This is a genomic window from Brevundimonas sp., from assembly GCF_041919755.1.
GTDB lineage: Bacteria > Pseudomonadota > Alphaproteobacteria > Caulobacterales > Caulobacteraceae > Brevundimonas.
Genome location: NZ_JAYRTD010000006.1, coordinates 170,317 through 186,398, shown reverse-complemented (window position 1 = coordinate 186,398; position 16,082 = coordinate 170,317). Strand labels below are relative to the sequence as shown.

Here is a 16,082-nt window from a genome sequence, read left to right as displayed (position 1 = left end):
TCTCGACCAGCTCGAGCAGTTCCTTGTCGTCGACCAGGTCGACCTTGTTCATGAACACCACCAGGGCCGGCACGCCGACCTGACGGGCCAGCAGGATGTGCTCGCGGGTCTGGGGCATCGGGCCGTCGGCGGCCGACACCACCAGGATCGCGCCGTCCATCTGGGCGGCACCGGTGATCATGTTCTTCACATAGTCGGCGTGGCCGGGGCAGTCGACGTGGGCATAGTGACGGTTGGCCGTCTCATATTCCACGTGCGCGGTGTTGATCGTGATGCCGCGGGCCTTTTCTTCCGGCGCGGCGTCGATGTCGGCATAGTTCATCGCCTTGGCGCCACCGGCCTTGGCCAGCGTCATCGTGATCGCCGCCGTCAGCGTCGTCTTGCCATGGTCAACGTGACCGATCGTGCCGATGTTGCAGTGCGGCTTGGTGCGTTCGAACTTTTCCTTGGCCATGGCCAAATCTCCTTGACCGCCAGCGGGCGGATTGGTTCGTCAAAATATTGGAGCGGGTAGACGGAATCGAACCGACATATTCAGCTTGGAAGGCTGCTGTACTACCATTGTACTATACCCGCGCGGAGACCGCCTCGGCGGTTCAGCCTCGGCAGCCGACCCGATATGGGGACCGGTTCGTCGTTCGAAAGCGCGTGGTGGGGGAAGTAGGACTCGAACCTACGAAGCTTACGCAGGGGATTTACAGTCCCCCCCCTTTGCCACTCGGGACATTCCCCCAGCGCGTTTTCGAACCGTCGGACCGATGCGTCCTCATGCCTTTCGGCCTCGGACGCAACAAAAGCTCTACGTGTCTTGCGTCGCCTGGTTTAGGAGGGGCGCCAGACCCGAAAGCCCTCAGGGCTCCAAATCGGAGGGCGTCTTATAGTGTCGAGAAATCCAGAACGCAACGACCGGAAATCGGGTAAAAAACCGACCTTCGGAAAGAGCTCCTCACCCCGTGCCGACGGGCCCCGCAAGGAGGCCAGGCCCCCGCGCGAGGCCGGTCCGGACCGTGGTGGCTGGAATCCCAATCCGACGCCCAAGCCGTTCGATTCGCGCCCCCGCCCCTCGCGAGCCAAGGCCGACGCCGACAACTTCGTCTGGGGCCGCCATCCCGTGCTGGCGGCCCTGGCCAATCCGGCGCGCAAGGGTATGGGCCGTCTGCTGGCGACCGAGGACCGCGCCGCAGAGCTGACGAAGGGCGACCTGACCCACGGCCACAAGATCGAGATCATCGATATCCAGGCGCTGGACCGCATGCTGCCGCCCGGTGCCGTGCATCAGGGTCTGGCCTTCAAGGTCCAGCCGCTGGAGGGCGTCGCGCTCGAAGACATTGCCGGTGACGGCGGCGTCATCGTTATGCTGGACCAGTTGACCGATCCCCAGAATGTCGGAGCCATCTTCCGCTCGGCTCTGGCGTTCGGCGCGAAGGGCATTGTCGTGCAGGATCGCCACTCCCCCGCCCTGGCCGGTGCCCTGGCCAAGGCCTCGGCCGGCGCAACCGAGCGTCTGCCATGCGCCCGCGTGACCAATCTCAGCCGCGCGCTCGAGACCCTGGCCGATATGGGCTGGCGCGCCGTCGGCCTGGACGGCTCAGCGGAGCAGACGCTGGAGGAAGCGCTCGACGCCCGTCCCACCGTCCTGGTCATGGGCTCCGAAGGCGACGGCATCCGCCGCCTGGTCGCCGAACATTGCGACACCCTGGCGAAAATCCCCATGCCCGGCGGGTTCGAGAGCCTGAACGTCTCCAATGCGGCGGCCGTCGCACTTTACGAAGCGTCGAAGAAGCAGACACAGTCATAGCCGCTGCCAATCCCCTTGGCGCGTTCGCCGCGCCCCGCTAGAGAGCGCGGATGGAATTCGCAGAACTCTTCTCCGCCGACGCCCTGGCCGCCCTCGGTCAGGTGCTGATGATCGATCTGGTCCTGGCCGGCGACAATGCAGTGGCCGTGGGCCTTGCCGCCGCCGCCCTGCCCGCCGAACAGCGCCGCAAGGCCATTCTGATCGGCCTGGCCGCCGCCGTCGTGATGCGGATCGGCTTTGCCCTGATCACAGTCCAGCTTCTGGCCATCGTCGGCCTGCTGCTGGCCGGCGGCGTGCTGCTGCTGTGGGTCTGCTGGAAGATGTGGCGCGAGCTGCGCGAACAAGCCACCCACGACCAGGCCGAGGCCCAGCGCGAGCTGGAGCTGGCCCAGCAGATCGAGCACGGTGGCGGACCCTCGCCCGAGGAGCTGGGCATCAAGCGCAAGACCTTCGGCGCGGCCCTGCTCCAGATCATGATCGCCGACGTCACCATGTCGCTGGACAATGTGCTGGCCGTGGCTGGCGCGGCGCACGAACACCCCTGGATCATGGTCTTCGGCCTGGTGCTGTCGATCGCCCTGATGGGTGTGGCCGCGACCTTCATCGCCAAGCTGCTGACCAAGCACCGCTGGATCGGCTACGTCGGCCTGATCATCGTCCTGTACGTCGCCCTGCACATGATCTGGGACGGTGCCCGCTCGGTCATCGTCCGCACCGACCGCATGGCCGAGTTCAACGCCGCCGCCCCCGCCTGGCTGGACATCACGCCCGAGGACGAGGCCAAATATCTGAAGGGCGTGCGCACCGAAGACAGCGCCCTGCCCGCCCCGGCGACACCGCAGCCGTCTGCGGCTCCACCGGTTACCCCCCCGGTGCCCGCCCCCGAATAAGAGAAAGGCCCGGATCACTCCGGGCCTTTTTTATTGGCGTCCTGGTCGGAATCAGCTGTCGCTGCCGCCGAACCGCTCCGACCATTCCGCGACCTGGCCGTCCTCGATCTTGGTGAACAGCACGGCGGCGGCGGCCACGGCCTGACCGCGTGGCAGCTGGTCCAGCAAAGGTGCATCAACGTCGGGCCAGCTCAGATCCGTCGCCCCAACCGTGGCTGCGATCCTGGCCGCCGTCTCCGGCATGACCGGCGCGGCTAGTCGCGCGAACAGAGCCACAAGGCTCAGACCGGTACGCACCGCGACGCCCGAGCGTTCGATGTCGGTCTTGAACGCCGTCCAGGGTGCCGCTTCCTGCAGATACTCATTGCCCAGCACCCAGACGGCGCGCAGGGCGGCCGCCGCCTTGCGGAACTCCATGGCCTCGAACTGGGCCGTGGCCTCGGCGATGCCGGCACGCATGTCGGCCTCCAGCTTGGCCTCCAGCGGCCCCGACTCACCGTCGTCCGGCACGACGCCGCCGAACTTGCTCTCGGCGAACTTGACGATGCGGTTGACGAAATTGCCCAGCACATCGGCCAGGTCCTTGTTCGTCGTCGACTGGAACTGCTCCCAGGTGAAGGCCGCGTCCGAATGCTCGGGGCCATAGGCGGTCAGATGCCAGCGCCAGATGTCGGCAGGCAGCAACTCCAGCGCCTGATCCATGAAGACGCCGCGCTTCTGGCTGGTCGAGAATTTCCCGCCATACCAGTTCAGCCAGTTGAAGGCCTTCAGGGTGTCGACCGTCTTCCACGGTTCGCCCGAGCCCAGGATGGTCGCCGGGAAGCTGACGGTGTGGAAGGCGACGTTGTCCTTGCCCATGAACTGGACATAGCGGACGTCGTCGGCGCCTTCGTCCGTCCGCCACCAGTCGCGCCAAGTCCGGCCCGTCGCATCAGCCCATTCCTCGGTCGCGCCGATGTATTCGATCGGGGCATCGAACCAGACATAGAAGACCTTGCCCTCCATGCCCGGACGCGGGCCGCCGTCGGGCCCCACCACCGGCACGCCCCATTTCAGATCGCGCGTGATGCCTCGGTCGATCAGACCCTCGTCCAGATGCTTGTAGGCGATCGATTTGGCCAGCGGCTGCCAGTCGCTCTTGGAATCGATCCAGGTCCGGATGTCGTCCGCCAACTTGGTCTGCAACAGATAGAGGTGCCGCGTATCGCGCACCTCCAGATTCCGGGACCCGGATACCGCCGAATAGGGATCGATCAGGTCCGTCGGGTCCAGCAGACGCCCGCAGTTGTCGCACTGATCCCCCCGTGCGCCGACATGACCACAGTGCGGACAGGTCCCCTCCACGTAGCGATCGGGCAGGAAGCGCGCGTCGTCGACGGAATAGATCATCCGGTCGACGCGTTCCTCGATCAGGCCGCGCTCTTCCAGAACCCTGGCGAAATGCTGGGTCAGGCGCTGGTTGGGCGCATTCGAGGACCGGCCGAACCAGTCGTAGCTCAGGCCAAAGGCCTCACCCGCCGCCTTCTGGATCTCGTGCTGCTCGTCGCAATAGGTCCGCACGTCCTGACCAGCGGCGGCGGCGGCCAGCTCGGCCGGGGTGCCATGCTCGTCGGTGGCGCAGATATAGAGGACCTCATGTCCCTGGGCCCGCTTGAAGCGCGCATAGACATCTGCCGGCAGCATGGAGCCCGCCAGATTCCCCAGATGCTTGATGCCGTTGATGTACGGCAAGGCCGAGGTGATCAGGATGCGAGCCATGGGTATCCAGTATCTTGGGGAAGGCGACGGATATAGAGGGCGCGACCACCGACGTCACCTCGCCGTCGGCGCATTAAAACACAGTCCACTGAGTCCACTCGGTCCACATGGCCGGTCGCTCCGCTTCGACGACCGGCACCTTGCACGAGGTCTGCGTCAGAAACGGACGCACTGTAGCTAGGCAGCCTTGGGCAGTCGCCGCGCCACCCGCACGAACCGTCCCGTCAGCAGCACCGACGACACCAGACTGGCGATGATCACGGCCCAGACCAAGCCGTCCACGCCGATCCGGTGGGCCAGCACCCAGCCGACCGGCATCATGATCAGGCTGTAGGCCGCGAAATGCATGATCGTCGGCCACCAGACATCGCCCGCCGCCCGGTTGGCCGAGGCCGCGACCACCTGAATGGCGTCCGCCACGAAAAACAGCGTCGCCAGGATCAGGGCCGGAACCACGACGGCCAGCAGCACGGGATCGCGATTATAGGCGCTGGCGATCAGCCCCGCCGTCGGCCAGACCAGAAACGCCACCAAAAGGCTGAGCACCGTCACGACGCCCAGCCCGACCAGCCCGGCCCGCATCACCCCGCGCCCGTCGTTGGCACCGTAGGCCTTGCCCACCAGCACCGCCGTCGCCGACGACATGCCCATGGGGATCATGAAGACGATGGCCGAGACGTTCAGCACGATGGTCCAGGCCGAGGTCTCGATCGCGCCCAGCTGTCCGGCGATAAAGGTCATGGCGGCAAATGCCCCGACCTCGATGAAATAGCTGGAGCCCGCGCCATAGCCGACCTTGCGCTGTTCGTGCTCGGCGACCGGGTCGCGTTTGGGTTTGTTGAAGATGCCCAGCGCCCGTGCCTCGGGCAGGCGAACGATGTAGACGATCAGAAACACTGCCAGCGACGTCCGCGCAAAGAAGGTCGCCCAGGCCGAGGCGACGGCACCATGCACGCCGATCCCCAGCAGGTCCGGCACCAGCAGCAGGTTCAGCGCCAGATTGATCCCGTTGGCCACCCACATGGCCCACATGCCGGCACGCGGCCGGTTCATCGCCTCCAGAAAGAATTGCGCCGCCACGCTGACCAGATAGCCGGGCATGGACAGGGCAAAGACGATCAGCACCGGCGAGGCCCCCTCTCCCAGCCCGTCGGCCAGGCCCATGTTCTGCAAGGCCCACGGCCCGACCAGGATCAGGCCCAGCATGGAGACGATCCCGATCTGCAGCGAATAGACGACGCCGCGCCTCAGCACGCCCCCGACCTCGGCCCGCCGGCCTTCGCCCAGATACTGGGCCGTCAGGACCTGCACCCCCATCATCAGCCCGACCGCCGTGGTCACGATGATCGCCGTCGGGGCCAGGGCCAGCGAACTGTAGGCCAGCTCGATCCCAGAATAGTTGCCGACCACGATCACATCGGTCAGCCCCATCGTCATGATCCCGATCCGCGCCAGCACCACCGGCCAGGCCAGATGCAGCAGGTCGCGCAGGGTCGAACGGGTCTGAAGGCTCAGGGTGAACATGGGACGCGGCTAAGGCCACGGGGATTGAGCGGGGTCAACAGGGTTTCATGCAGTCATATAAGGAGCGCTGATTGCTTACCTCCCCGTTCGCGTCAGGCGAATGGCGAGGTGAACCGCTTCCCCCGCCGCCTCAACCGCCCTAAACCCATCGCATGCCCAAGCTGACGTCCCTGATCGATACCAGCAGCGCCGCCTTCAAGGCCCTGCACGCCCACAACACTGCCCTGACTGCCGAACTGCGCGACAAGGTCGCCAAGGCGGCGCTAGGCGGATCACAGGCCTCGCGCGACCGCCACGTCTCGCGCGGCAAGCTATTGCCGCGCGACCGCGTCGAACGCCTGCTGGACCCCGGCTCGCCGTTTCTGGAGATCGGCCAACTGGTCGCCAACGGCATGTATGGCGATTCCAAGGACCCCGACGGGGCGCCCGGTGCCGGCATGATCTGCGGCATCGGCCGCGTCTCTGGCCGCGAAGTGATGATCGTCGCCAACGACCCGACGGTGAAGGGCGGGGCCTACTTCCCCCTGACGGTCAAGAAACACCTGCGCGCGCAAGAGATCGCCGAGCAGAACAACCTGCCCTGCGTCTATCTGGTCGATTCCGGCGGGGCCAACCTGCCGCACCAGGCCGAGGTCTTTCCCGACCGCGACCACTTCGGTCGCATCTTCTTCAACCAGGCACGGATGAGCGCCAAGGCCATCCCACAGATCGCCTGCGTCATGGGCAGCTGCACCGCCGGGGGGGCCTATGTTCCGGCCATGTCGGACGAGACGGTGATCGTCCGCAACCAGGGCACGATCTTCCTGGCCGGCCCGCCGCTGGTGAAGGCCGCCACCGGCGAGATCATCAGTGCCGAGGAACTGGGCGGGGCCGAGACCCACGGCCGCCGCTCCGGAGTCGTCGACTATGTCGCCGAGAACGACGAGCATGCGCTGGAGATCGTGCGCGACATCGTCGGCCATCTGAACAGCGTCAAACCCATGCCGCTGGACGTGCGCGAGCCCCGCGCGCCCGTGCTCGATCCGGAAGAACTGTACGGCATCATCCCCGACGACGTGCGCGCCCCCTATGATGTGCGCGAAGTCATCGCCCGCACCGTCGACGGCTCGGAGTTCGAGGAGTTCAAGGCTCTGTACGGCACTACCCTGGTCTGCGGCTTCGCCCGCATCTGGGGCTATCCGGTGGCCATCCTGGCCAACAATGGCGTGCTGTTCTCCGAGGCTGCCGTGAAGGGCGCGCACTTCATCGAACTGGCCTGCAAGCGCAAGATCCCGCTGGTCTTCCTGCAGAACATCTCGGGGTTCATGGTCGGTGGCAAGTACGAGGCCGAAGGCATCGCCAAACACGGCGCCAAGCTGGTCACCGCCGTCGCCAGTGCCGAGGTGCCCAAGTTCACCGTCCTGATCGGCGGCAGCTTCGGGGCCGGCAACTACGGGATGTGCGGCCGCGCCTTCAATCCGCGCTTCCTGTTCACCTGGCCCAATGCCCGGATCAGCGTCATGGGCGGCGAACAGGCGGCCTCCGTCCTCGCCACCGTCCACCGCGACGCCGACACCTGGACCGAGGATCAGGCCGAGGCCTTCAAGGCCCCGATCCGCCAGAAATACGAGGACGAGGGCAACCCCTACTACGCCACTGCCCGCCTGTGGGACGACGGCATCATCGACCCGGTCCAGACGCGCGATGTCCTGGGTCTCGCCATCAGTGCCTCGCTGAACGCTCCTATCCCGGACACGACCTTCGGCGTGTTCAGAATGTAAGCTGCAGGACACTCTTCTTCCAATGACGGGAGAAGGATCACGATTGAAGCGTTAGGCCTCCTATGACCGACAAACCCACGCCCACCGACCCCGACCTCAACGCGCTCGACATCACCGATGCCGAGGCGGCCGAGATCAATTCGATCGCCCATCCCCTGGTGGCCGACCCGGCACCGGATGCCAACGACGATCTGGTCCAGATCGACTCGACCGTGGACGGCACCGTCTTCGTGACCATCAACCGGCCGCACAAGAAGAACGCCTTCGATGCCGCCACCATCGCGGCTCTGTATGAGGCGTTCGAGACCCTGCATGGCGCGGACAATGTGCGGGTGGTCTTCATTCGCGGTGCGGGCGGCACCTTCAGTGCCGGGGCCGATCTGGCCTGGATGGCCGACGCCGCCCGCTGGAGCGAGAGCGACAATCGCGACGACGCCATGGGTCTGGCGAAGATGCTCAAGGCCCTGCACGACATCCCGGCCCTGACCGTGGCCCTGGTCGAGGGCGCGGCCATGGGCGGCGGGGCGGGCATCGTCGCCGCCTGCGACATGGCCGTAGCCGTCGAGGGCACGCGCTTTGCCTTTTCCGAGGTCAAGCTGGGCCTGATCCCCGCGACCATCGCCCCCTATGTCGTCGAGGCCATCGGCAGCCGCCGTGCGCGCCAGCTGTTCCTGACCGCCAACATCTTCGACGCCGACTACGCCGCCCACGCCGGGCTGATCGACATGGTCCTGCCCGAGGGATCGATCGAGGAGTTCATCTCCATGCTGACCGACAGCCTCAGCGGCAATGCGCCCGGCGCGATGGGCGACGCCAAACGTCTGGTCAACGACGTCGCGGGCCAGAAGATCGACCACGGCCTGATGGAAGAGACCGCCAAACGCATCGCCCGCGCCCGCGTCTCGCCCGAGGGACAGGAAGGCGTCCGGGCTTTCCTGGAGAGGCGCAAGCCGACCTGGGCGCAGTAGAGCTGGCGCTTTGGCCAGTGGCGCGGCGTGAATCGGCCCGCTAGAACGGGTTCATGTTCACATCCGTCCTCGTTGCCAACCGTGGCGAAATTGCCTGCCGCGTCTTCCGGACCGCCCGCCGCATGGGCATCCGCACCATCGCCGTCTATTCTGAGGCCGATGCGCAGGCCCTCCACGTGCGCGAGGCCGACGAGGCGGTGCTGATCGGCCCGGCCCCAGCGCGCGAGAGCTATCTGGACGCCGCCAAGGTGCTGGCGGCCGCGAAACAGATGGGGGCCGAGGCCATCCACCCCGGCTATGGCTTCCTGTCCGAGAACGCCGACTTCGCCGAGGCCGTCATGGCCGCCGGTCTGGTCTGGATCGGCCCGCCGCCCGCCGCCATCCGCGCCATGGGCCTGAAGGATGCGGCCAAAAAGCTGATGATCGAGGCGGGCGTACCCGTCACCCCGGGCTATCAGGGCGACAATCAGGACCCCGATTTCCTGGCCGCAGAGGCCGCGCGCATCGGCTTCCCCGTCCTGATCAAGGCGGTCGCCGGCGGCGGCGGCAAGGGTATGCGCAAGGTCGACCGCGCCGAGGACTTCGCCGACGCCCTGGCCAGCGCCCAGCGCGAGGGCCAGTCCTCCTTCGGCGATCCGCGCGTCCTGATCGAGAGCTACATCACCCGCCCGCGCCACATCGAGGTGCAGGTCTTCGGCGACAGCCACGGCACCGTCGTCCACCTGCACGAACGTGACTGCTCCCTGCAACGCCGCCACCAGAAGGTGATCGAGGAGGCCCCGGCCCCCGGCATGGATCAGGCGACCCGCGACGCCGTCACCGCCGCCGCCGTCCGCGCCGCCCAGGCCGTGAACTACGAAGGTGCCGGCACCATCGAGTTCATCGCCGACGCCTCCGACGGGCTGAAGGCCGACCGCATCTGGTTCATGGAGATGAACACCCGGCTGCAGGTCGAACACCCGGTCACCGAGGCCATCACCGGCGTCGATCTGGTCGAATGGCAGTTCCGCGTCGCGGCGGGCGAGCCGATCCCGCTGAAACAGACCGACATCCCCCTGAACGGCTGGGCCATGGAGGCGCGGCTGTATGCCGAAGACCCCGCCAACGGCTTCCTGCCCAGCATCGGCAAGCTGGAGCATTTCGTCCTGCCCGATGACATCCGCGTCGACACGGGCGTGACCTGGGACAGCGAAGTCAGTCAGTTCTACGACCCGATGATCGCCAAGCTCATCGTCCATGCGGACTCGCGCGAGGAAGCGGCCACAAAGCTGGCTGAGGCTTGCGGTGAGGTAGAGGTCTGGCCTGTCCGCGCCAATGCAGGCTTCCTCAAGCGCTGCCTTGAACATCCGCGGTTCGTCGCTGGTGATGTCGACACAGCCTTCATCGGTGCCGAGGAGTCCGCTCTGACCACCTCCACGCCCCTTCCTGAGATCAAGGTCGCTGCCCTTGCTGTGCTCGCTGCGGATGCCCATCACGCCGAGGAATGGGCGCGAAGCGACCCTCGCCGCCTGGTACAGGATCCCTGGTCTCCGACAGCTGGCGGTCTCTATGGCTTTCGCACCAGCGGCGGGATCCCCGCCACCCAGCGCGGACTTCTCAATGGCGCAATGATCGAGGGCCGGGCCAAGCCCGGTGAACACGGTAGCTATTGGACTGTTGATCTGGGAGACAACTGCCGCGAGGCCTATGTGCTCACCGGCGGCGTCACCCTGTTCGAGAACGGTATTCCGGGCCGGGAACTGTCTCGCGTCGTTGACGAGCCTGTGCTGTTCTTCAATGGCGAGGCGTGGGCCTTCGAGCCGCTCACGCATGGTGGCGGCACTGGCGGTTCCGGCACCGCCTCCGACGGCTCCCTCCGCGCCCCCATGCCTGGCAAGATCGTCGCCACTCCTGCCAAGGCGGGCGACACCGTCTCCAAGGGCCAGCCCGTCATCGTGCTGGAGGCCATGAAGATGGAGCATGCGCTGGTTGCGCCGTTCGACGGCGTCGTCGGGGCCATCAATGCCACCGTCGGCGATCAGGTCGGAGCCGACGCTGTGCTGGCACAGATCGAAGGAAAACCCGCATGATCCGCCATGTCGCCATAGCCTCGATAGCGTTCGGCTTCATGGCCGGCCCGGCCCTGGCCCAATCGCGCGACATAGGCCCCGCCGACCTGCGTGATGTCGAATGCATGGCCGTCGTCGCTGTCGCGGGCGGGGCGGCCGAGGAAGGCTCGGACGAGCGGATCGGCCTTGTTGGCGGCTTGATGTATTTCCTCGGCCGGCTGGAGGGACGCACGCCCGGCACCGACTGGCTCGCCTATTTCGGCACCTACATCCAGGCACCCGATATCGAAAAGAAGCTCGAGGCCCACTACCAGCGCTGCGGCCAGGAGATGATCGACAAGGGTGCGGCCCTGGAGCAGTTCGGCGAACTCATGCAAATGAAGGCGGTCGCCGCTGACTGAGGCCGCCCCCACCCTGCACATGATCAAGCTGTGCGTCGGCGTGGCCAGGGTCGAGACGCTGGAGCGGCGCGTGGCCAAGGGCGACTGGCTGACCGTCCACACCCGCATGACCCCCAAGCGCGCACAGGAGCTGGAAGACGGCGGCTGCATCTACTGGGTCATGAAAGGCTCGGTCACTTGCCGCATGCCCATCGCCGACATCACGACCAAGGGCGAGGGCAAGACCAGCATGTGCCACATCCGCCTGCATCCCCAGGTGATCCGCACCGCCCCCCAGGCCCGCCGCCCCTTTCAGGGCTGGCGTTATCTGGAACCCAGGGACGCCCCGCCTGACCTGTCCACCATGGACGCCAGCGACCTGCCCGACGAGCTGGCCAAGAAGCTGAGGGAGATGGGGGCGTGGTAGGGTCGAGGTTTGAGGGATCAGGGACGAGGGATTAGGGAATGACCAGAACCTCACATGATGATGTTGTGCCCGGCCGACCTTCCCTCGTCCCTAATCTCTGATCCCTCGAACCCCCCATGCCCCCTCCCCGCTCCGACCGGCTTGAAGACGCCCTGCACCGCATCTTCGAGGGCGGGAAGAACACCCGTGCCAGCTGGTTCGCCCTGACCGGGGGCGAGGTGCTGTTCGCCGAGGGTACGCCCGCCGACACCCTGTACCTGCTGCGCAGCGGTCGCCTGGGCGTCTTCCGCCGTGATGTGCATCACGAACGCCCGCCCGAATTCGTCGGCGTCATCCGGCCCGGAGAGCCTGCGGGTGAAATGGCCATGATGGCCGGAACGGAACACACCGCCGACGTCGTCGCCCTGCGCGATTCCGAAGTTCTGGCCTTGCCGCGCGACGCCTTCTTCGAAGCGGCGCGCAAGGAGCCCGACCTGATGGTCGAGCTGTCGCGCCTGATGATCCAGCGGGCGCGCGACCAACGCTCCGGCGGCGGCGAGCCCAGCGTCTTCGGCTTCGTCTCCGCCCGCCCCCGGCCCATCCGCGCCTTCGTCGAACGGGTCGCCGCCGCCATCCAGGCCGACGGCTTCACCTGCCAGGTCATCGACCATTCCGCGCTCACGTCCGCCGCCGACTGGTTCAGCCGGGTCGAGGACACCCACGACTACGTCCTCTATGTCGCCGAGCTGGACGAACCCGCCTGGGCTTCGCTGTGCGCGCGTCAAGTGGATCGCGTCTTCGTCGTGGGCAACGGCCTGCTGGCCCCGCCCAACCGGCCGATGCCGCATGCCGGGGTGCTAGACGCCCAGCGGCGGACCGACCTGATCCTGATGCGCGACCCCCGCATGCAGCGTCCCGCCAACACCGCCGCCTGGCTTGACGCCATCCAGCCCGGACGATGGTTCCAGGCCGTGGAAGGGGCCGCAGACGACGCCGAACGCATGGCTCGTGTCCTGACCGGCAGCGCGGTGGGCGTGGTCTTCTCCGGCGGCGGGGCCCGCGCCTATGCCCATATCGGTGCCTTGCGGGCGCTGCATGAAGCCAGGGTGCCGATCGACTTCGTCGGCGGCTCGTCCATGGGTGCCGTCATCGCAGCCGGTCCGGCCCTGGGCTGGACGCAGGAGGAGCTGGAAGCCCGCATCCACCGCGCCTTCGTCGTCAAGGATCCCCTGTCGGACATCACCTTTCCCATGCTGGCCATGAGCCGGGCGGCCAAGGTGGATCAGCTGCTGGTCGACGCCTATGGCGACATGGACCTGGCCGATACGGTGCGGCCCTTCTTTGCCGTCTCCACCAATCTGACCAGCGGCAAGATCGAGGTGCATCGGCGCGGCATGATGCGCCGGGCTATGCGGGCCTCCATCGCCATTCCCGGCCTACTGCCGCCCATCGTCATCGACGGTCAGGTGCTGGTGGACGGCGCCGTGCTGAACAACCTGCCCACCGCCGTCATGCGCCAGATGAACGGCGGCCCGGTGATCGGCGTGGACATGTCGCAGGCCCGGGGCGTCGACCCGCAGGTGATCCTTCACCCGCCCTCGGTCTGGCGGTTCCTGGCGACAGGGGCTTGGCGTCGCGGCCCGCCCATCGTCTCCATCCTGATGCGCTCAGCCACCCTGACGACGGATGCCGAGATCGAGGTTTCGCGCGCGGCGACCGACATACTGGTTCAGCCCAAACCCGAGGGGACGGAAATCCGCGACTGGAAGAGCTACGAGCCGACGGTGCTGGTGGGCTATCAGGCCACACGCGAGGCCTTGGCAAAGGTTGAGGGGCCGGTCACCGCGATGCGGCGGCGCAAGGCAGACCTCTCTACGACGACGTGAACGCCGTCGCTTCAGCGATGCAGGCGGGGCACCATTATCATTGGCGAGAGCCTGTCCTCGGAGCCTTGCTCGAACGAGGGATGGTACCGCCTCTCAGGCTTGAACTGAGGACCTCCGGTTCCACAAACCGGCGCTCTAACCAACTGAGCTAAGGCGGCGCATCGACGCGAGGAAGGGTGTCTAGCGGCGCGGGGTTGGCCAATCAAGAGGCGATGCGGACTGAAGCGCTGCTGACAACGAAAAACCCCGGAGCCTGAGCTCCGGGGTTCGTCAGGTTTATCGTGCCGCGGTGCTTATTCGACGCCGAAGCGGGTCGTGAACCGCACCTTGCCGCCGGTAGCCACACCATCAACCGAGCGTGGCGTCAGCTGGGCGCGACGTGCACCCGCGATCGCCGCCTGTCCAAATCCTGCGCCACTAGGCGTTTCGGAAATGACCACACAGCTACTGACACTACCGTTCGGATTGACGGTGCATTCCAGAACAGCCGAGCCCGCTTCAATCCCGCGAGAAAGGGCACGTTCCGGGAATTCACCGGCCGGACGCCTGTTCCAAGACGGATTGCTGATCACCGGCGGACGTGGCGGAGCGGCGACGGGTGCCGGTTCCGGTGGCGTCCTCGTGATGACCGGCGGGCCAGCGACCTCAATCCGATCCTCCTTCTTGACCGTCTCAATGTTCACGGCCGGGGGAGGCGGTGGTGCATTCGGGACGATGACCGGCGGACGGATCTGCAGCTTCGGCGGAGGAGGCGTGTCCGGCGGAGGCGGAGGCGGAGGTGGCGGAGGCGGCGGCGGCGGCGGGGGCGGGATGATCTCCACGTCCACGGCGTCGTCCGAATAGTCCATCACCTTCATTTCGAACTTGGTCCGCTGAAGGAAGATGATCAGCGCCACGAACATGGCCATGACCGTGCCCAGGGTGATCAGCCACACCATCGGCGACACCCCCATGAAGCCCTTCTTGCGAGGGGCGTCATAGCGACTGCGATGATATTCGACGGGTGTATCTGTCATCGTTACCTCGCCTTGTCTTCGCCGACGAGGGCGACGCTGTAGAAGCCGTTGTCCTGCAGCGAGTTCATGGCCTGCATGAAATCGCCATAGCGGGTCTGTTCGTCACCGCGAATGTAGATGCGTTCGCGGGTCGGGTCCCGACGACCGACAGCGGCCGTCAGGTCAGCACCCAGGGTTTCATACGTCGTCTCGCCGTCCCCGATGTAGACCCGGCCATCGTCCTGGATGGAGATGTAAACCGGCTTGGGGGGGCTGTCCGTCTGAGCGGCGACGGCGATGGGCAGCTTCACTTCAACCCCAGGGGTGGCGACCGCAGACGCCACCATGAAGATGATCAGAAGCACCAGCATGATATCGACGAACGGCGTGACGTTGATCTCGGCATTCGCCTCGACAATGTTCGTGCCGCCGCCCGATCCTCCGAGTTTGGCACCCATGCGCCTTAGGCTCCCTTGTCGAGTTGACGCGAGATGGCGTTCATCAGTTCAGCGTTGAAGCCGTCCGAACGGGTGCTGTACGCGGCGATGCGGGTGTTGAAGTAGTTGTAGAACACCACGGCCGGGATAGCGGCGAACAGGCCGATACCGGTGGCCAGCAGCGCCTCGGCGATACCGGGGGCAACGGCCGCCAGGTTGGTCGTGTTCGACTGAACGATACCGATGAAGGAGTTCATGATACCGTACACCGTACCGAACAGACCCACGAACGGACCGGTCGAACCGGTGGAGGCCAGGAACTGCTGACCGCCCGAAAGGCGACCGGCCAGACCCGACTGAACGGCGGTCACGGCGTTCTGGGCGCGACCGATGGCCGAATCGCGGTGGTCGCCATTGACCTGCAGGCCGGCCTGACGCGACAGCTCGACTTCTTCGGTGGCGGCAGCGGCCATGTCGGCCAGCGGGTTGCCGTCAAACTCTTCCGACGACGAGATGCGGCGCATGTCGGCGATCGTGCGAGCCGAGCGGAACTCTTCCAGGAACTGGTCCGTCTTGCGGTTCAGCTTGGAGAACTCGATCAGCTTGATGATCAGCAGGGTCCAGGAGAAGATCGAGGCCAGCAGCAGGCCGATCATGACGACCTGCACGACGATGGTCGCTTCCATGAACATGGAGATCGGGGTGATGTCGCCCGAGTGACCACCGGTTTCCTCGGCAGCAGCTTCGGCGGGCGCGGGCGTTTCGGCGGCGGCCGGAGCCGTCGTCGTGGCCGGAGCAGTGGCTTCGGCGGCGGCCGGTGCCGGGGCGGCGGCATCCTGCGCGAGAACAGGCGAGCTGGCCATCAGCACGGCAGCGCCGGCCATGGCCAGGAAGATGTTGGATTTCTTGATATCGAGCATAGTGCGCCGGTTCCTGCTTTTTGGTCTGACCGATGAACCGGGATACGACCGCCGAGACGACCGCCCCCAAATGAAATTCTCTGTTCGCCTCTCGGAGCTTTGCAGCACCAGAGCGCGGAACGCCTTCCGACGTTAACGGTTGCCGTTCGACGACCGTTACGACGTCGATGGGTTCAAGATTATGACAATCTCTGGCCCATCACCGCGTTCTTAACGAAGGCGGCCATTCCCTTTGAACAAGCCCCGCCAGAGCGTCAAGGGCGCAATGGCTCGCTGAACCACAGATTTATCCACAGGCTCGCGGCAAAACCT

General features: G+C 66.1%; 14 protein-coding genes and 3 tRNA genes. 8 read left to right on the top strand and 9 right to left on the bottom strand.

The window, feature by feature from the left end; translation table 11 throughout:
- The 3 genes from ACE3TH_RS09915 to ACE3TH_RS09905 all read right to left on the bottom strand — a co-directional run.
- Positions 1–454: GTP-binding protein (locus ACE3TH_RS09915; RefSeq protein WP_374599587.1), on the bottom strand; the 454-nt coding region annotated here is incomplete at its 3' end.
- 48 nt (positions 455–502) lie between these two features.
- Positions 503–576: transfer RNA gene (locus ACE3TH_RS09910), tRNA-Gly, on the bottom strand.
- A 73-nt stretch (positions 577–649) separates the two neighbouring features.
- Positions 650–733, bottom strand: a tRNA-Tyr gene (locus ACE3TH_RS09905).
- Positions 734–880: 147 nt separating this feature from the next.
- Here ACE3TH_RS09905 and rlmB point away from each other — a divergent pair.
- Positions 881–1,798 carry a 23S rRNA (guanosine(2251)-2'-O)-methyltransferase RlmB gene (gene rlmB / locus ACE3TH_RS09900; RefSeq protein WP_374599586.1) on the top strand — a complete coding sequence of 306 codons (918 nt, stop codon included), beginning with the start codon at positions 881–883 and terminating at the stop codon, positions 1,796–1,798.
- Positions 1,799–1,848: 50 nt separating this feature from the next.
- A complete protein-coding gene (locus ACE3TH_RS09895) occupies positions 1,849–2,688 on the top strand; it encodes a TerC family protein (RefSeq protein WP_374599585.1) in 840 nt (279 codons plus the stop codon).
- 51 nt (positions 2,689–2,739) lie between these two features.
- Here ACE3TH_RS09895 and metG read toward each other — a convergent pair whose 3' ends face one another.
- Positions 2,740–4,446, bottom strand: a complete 1,707-nt coding sequence (gene metG / locus ACE3TH_RS09890) for a methionine--tRNA ligase (RefSeq protein WP_374599584.1) — start codon at positions 4,444–4,446, stop codon at positions 2,740–2,742.
- A 177-nt stretch (positions 4,447–4,623) separates the two neighbouring features.
- Positions 4,624–5,970 carry an MATE family efflux transporter gene (locus ACE3TH_RS09885; protein WP_374599583.1) on the bottom strand — a complete coding sequence of 449 codons (1,347 nt, stop codon included), beginning with the start codon at positions 5,968–5,970 and terminating at the stop codon, positions 4,624–4,626.
- A 152-nt stretch (positions 5,971–6,122) separates the two neighbouring features.
- Between ACE3TH_RS09885 and ACE3TH_RS09880 the strand changes: the two genes are divergently transcribed.
- The 6 genes from ACE3TH_RS09880 (at position 6,123) to ACE3TH_RS09855 (ending at position 13,418) form a co-directional block, all read left to right on the top strand.
- A complete protein-coding gene (locus ACE3TH_RS09880) occupies positions 6,123–7,730 on the top strand; it encodes a carboxyl transferase domain-containing protein (protein WP_374599582.1) in 1,608 nt (535 codons plus the stop codon).
- Between the two features lie 62 nt (positions 7,731–7,792).
- Positions 7,793–8,698 carry an enoyl-CoA hydratase-related protein gene (locus tag ACE3TH_RS09875; protein WP_374599581.1) on the top strand — a complete coding sequence of 302 codons (906 nt, stop codon included), beginning with the start codon at positions 7,793–7,795 and terminating at the stop codon, positions 8,696–8,698.
- Positions 8,699–8,751: 53 nt separating this feature from the next.
- Complete coding sequence (locus ACE3TH_RS09870) at positions 8,752–10,767, top strand: biotin carboxylase N-terminal domain-containing protein (protein ID WP_374599580.1); 2,016 nt, start codon at positions 8,752–8,754, stop codon at positions 10,765–10,767.
- Positions 10,764–11,147, top strand: a complete 384-nt coding sequence (locus tag ACE3TH_RS09865; RefSeq protein WP_374599579.1) for a hypothetical protein — start codon at positions 10,764–10,766, stop codon at positions 11,145–11,147. Before ACE3TH_RS09870 ends, ACE3TH_RS09865 begins: the two co-directional genes overlap by 4 nt.
- A 19-nt stretch (positions 11,148–11,166) precedes the next feature.
- Complete coding sequence (locus ACE3TH_RS09860) at positions 11,167–11,553, top strand: DUF1489 family protein (protein ID WP_374599578.1); 387 nt, start codon at positions 11,167–11,169, stop codon at positions 11,551–11,553.
- Between the two features lie 116 nt (positions 11,554–11,669).
- Positions 11,670–13,418, top strand: coding sequence for a patatin-like phospholipase family protein (locus tag ACE3TH_RS09855; RefSeq protein WP_374599577.1), 1,749 nt, complete (start codon positions 11,670–11,672; stop codon positions 13,416–13,418).
- 81 nt (positions 13,419–13,499) lie between these two features.
- Here ACE3TH_RS09855 and ACE3TH_RS09850 read toward each other — a convergent pair.
- From ACE3TH_RS09850 to ACE3TH_RS09835, 4 genes are all read right to left on the bottom strand, one after another.
- Positions 13,500–13,576: transfer RNA gene (locus ACE3TH_RS09850), tRNA-His, on the bottom strand.
- Positions 13,577–13,711: 135 nt separating this feature from the next.
- A complete protein-coding gene (locus ACE3TH_RS09845; protein WP_374599576.1) occupies positions 13,712–14,434 on the bottom strand; it encodes an energy transducer TonB in 723 nt (240 codons plus the stop codon).
- Between the two features lie 2 nt (positions 14,435–14,436).
- Entirely contained in the window at positions 14,437–14,871 is a 435-nt protein-coding gene (locus ACE3TH_RS09840) for an ExbD/TolR family protein (RefSeq protein WP_374599575.1), read from the bottom strand.
- Positions 14,872–14,876: 5 nt separating this feature from the next.
- Entirely contained in the window at positions 14,877–15,770 is an 894-nt protein-coding gene (locus ACE3TH_RS09835; RefSeq protein ID WP_374599574.1) for a MotA/TolQ/ExbB proton channel family protein, read from the bottom strand.
- Between the last annotated feature and the right edge of the window lie 312 nt (positions 15,771–16,082).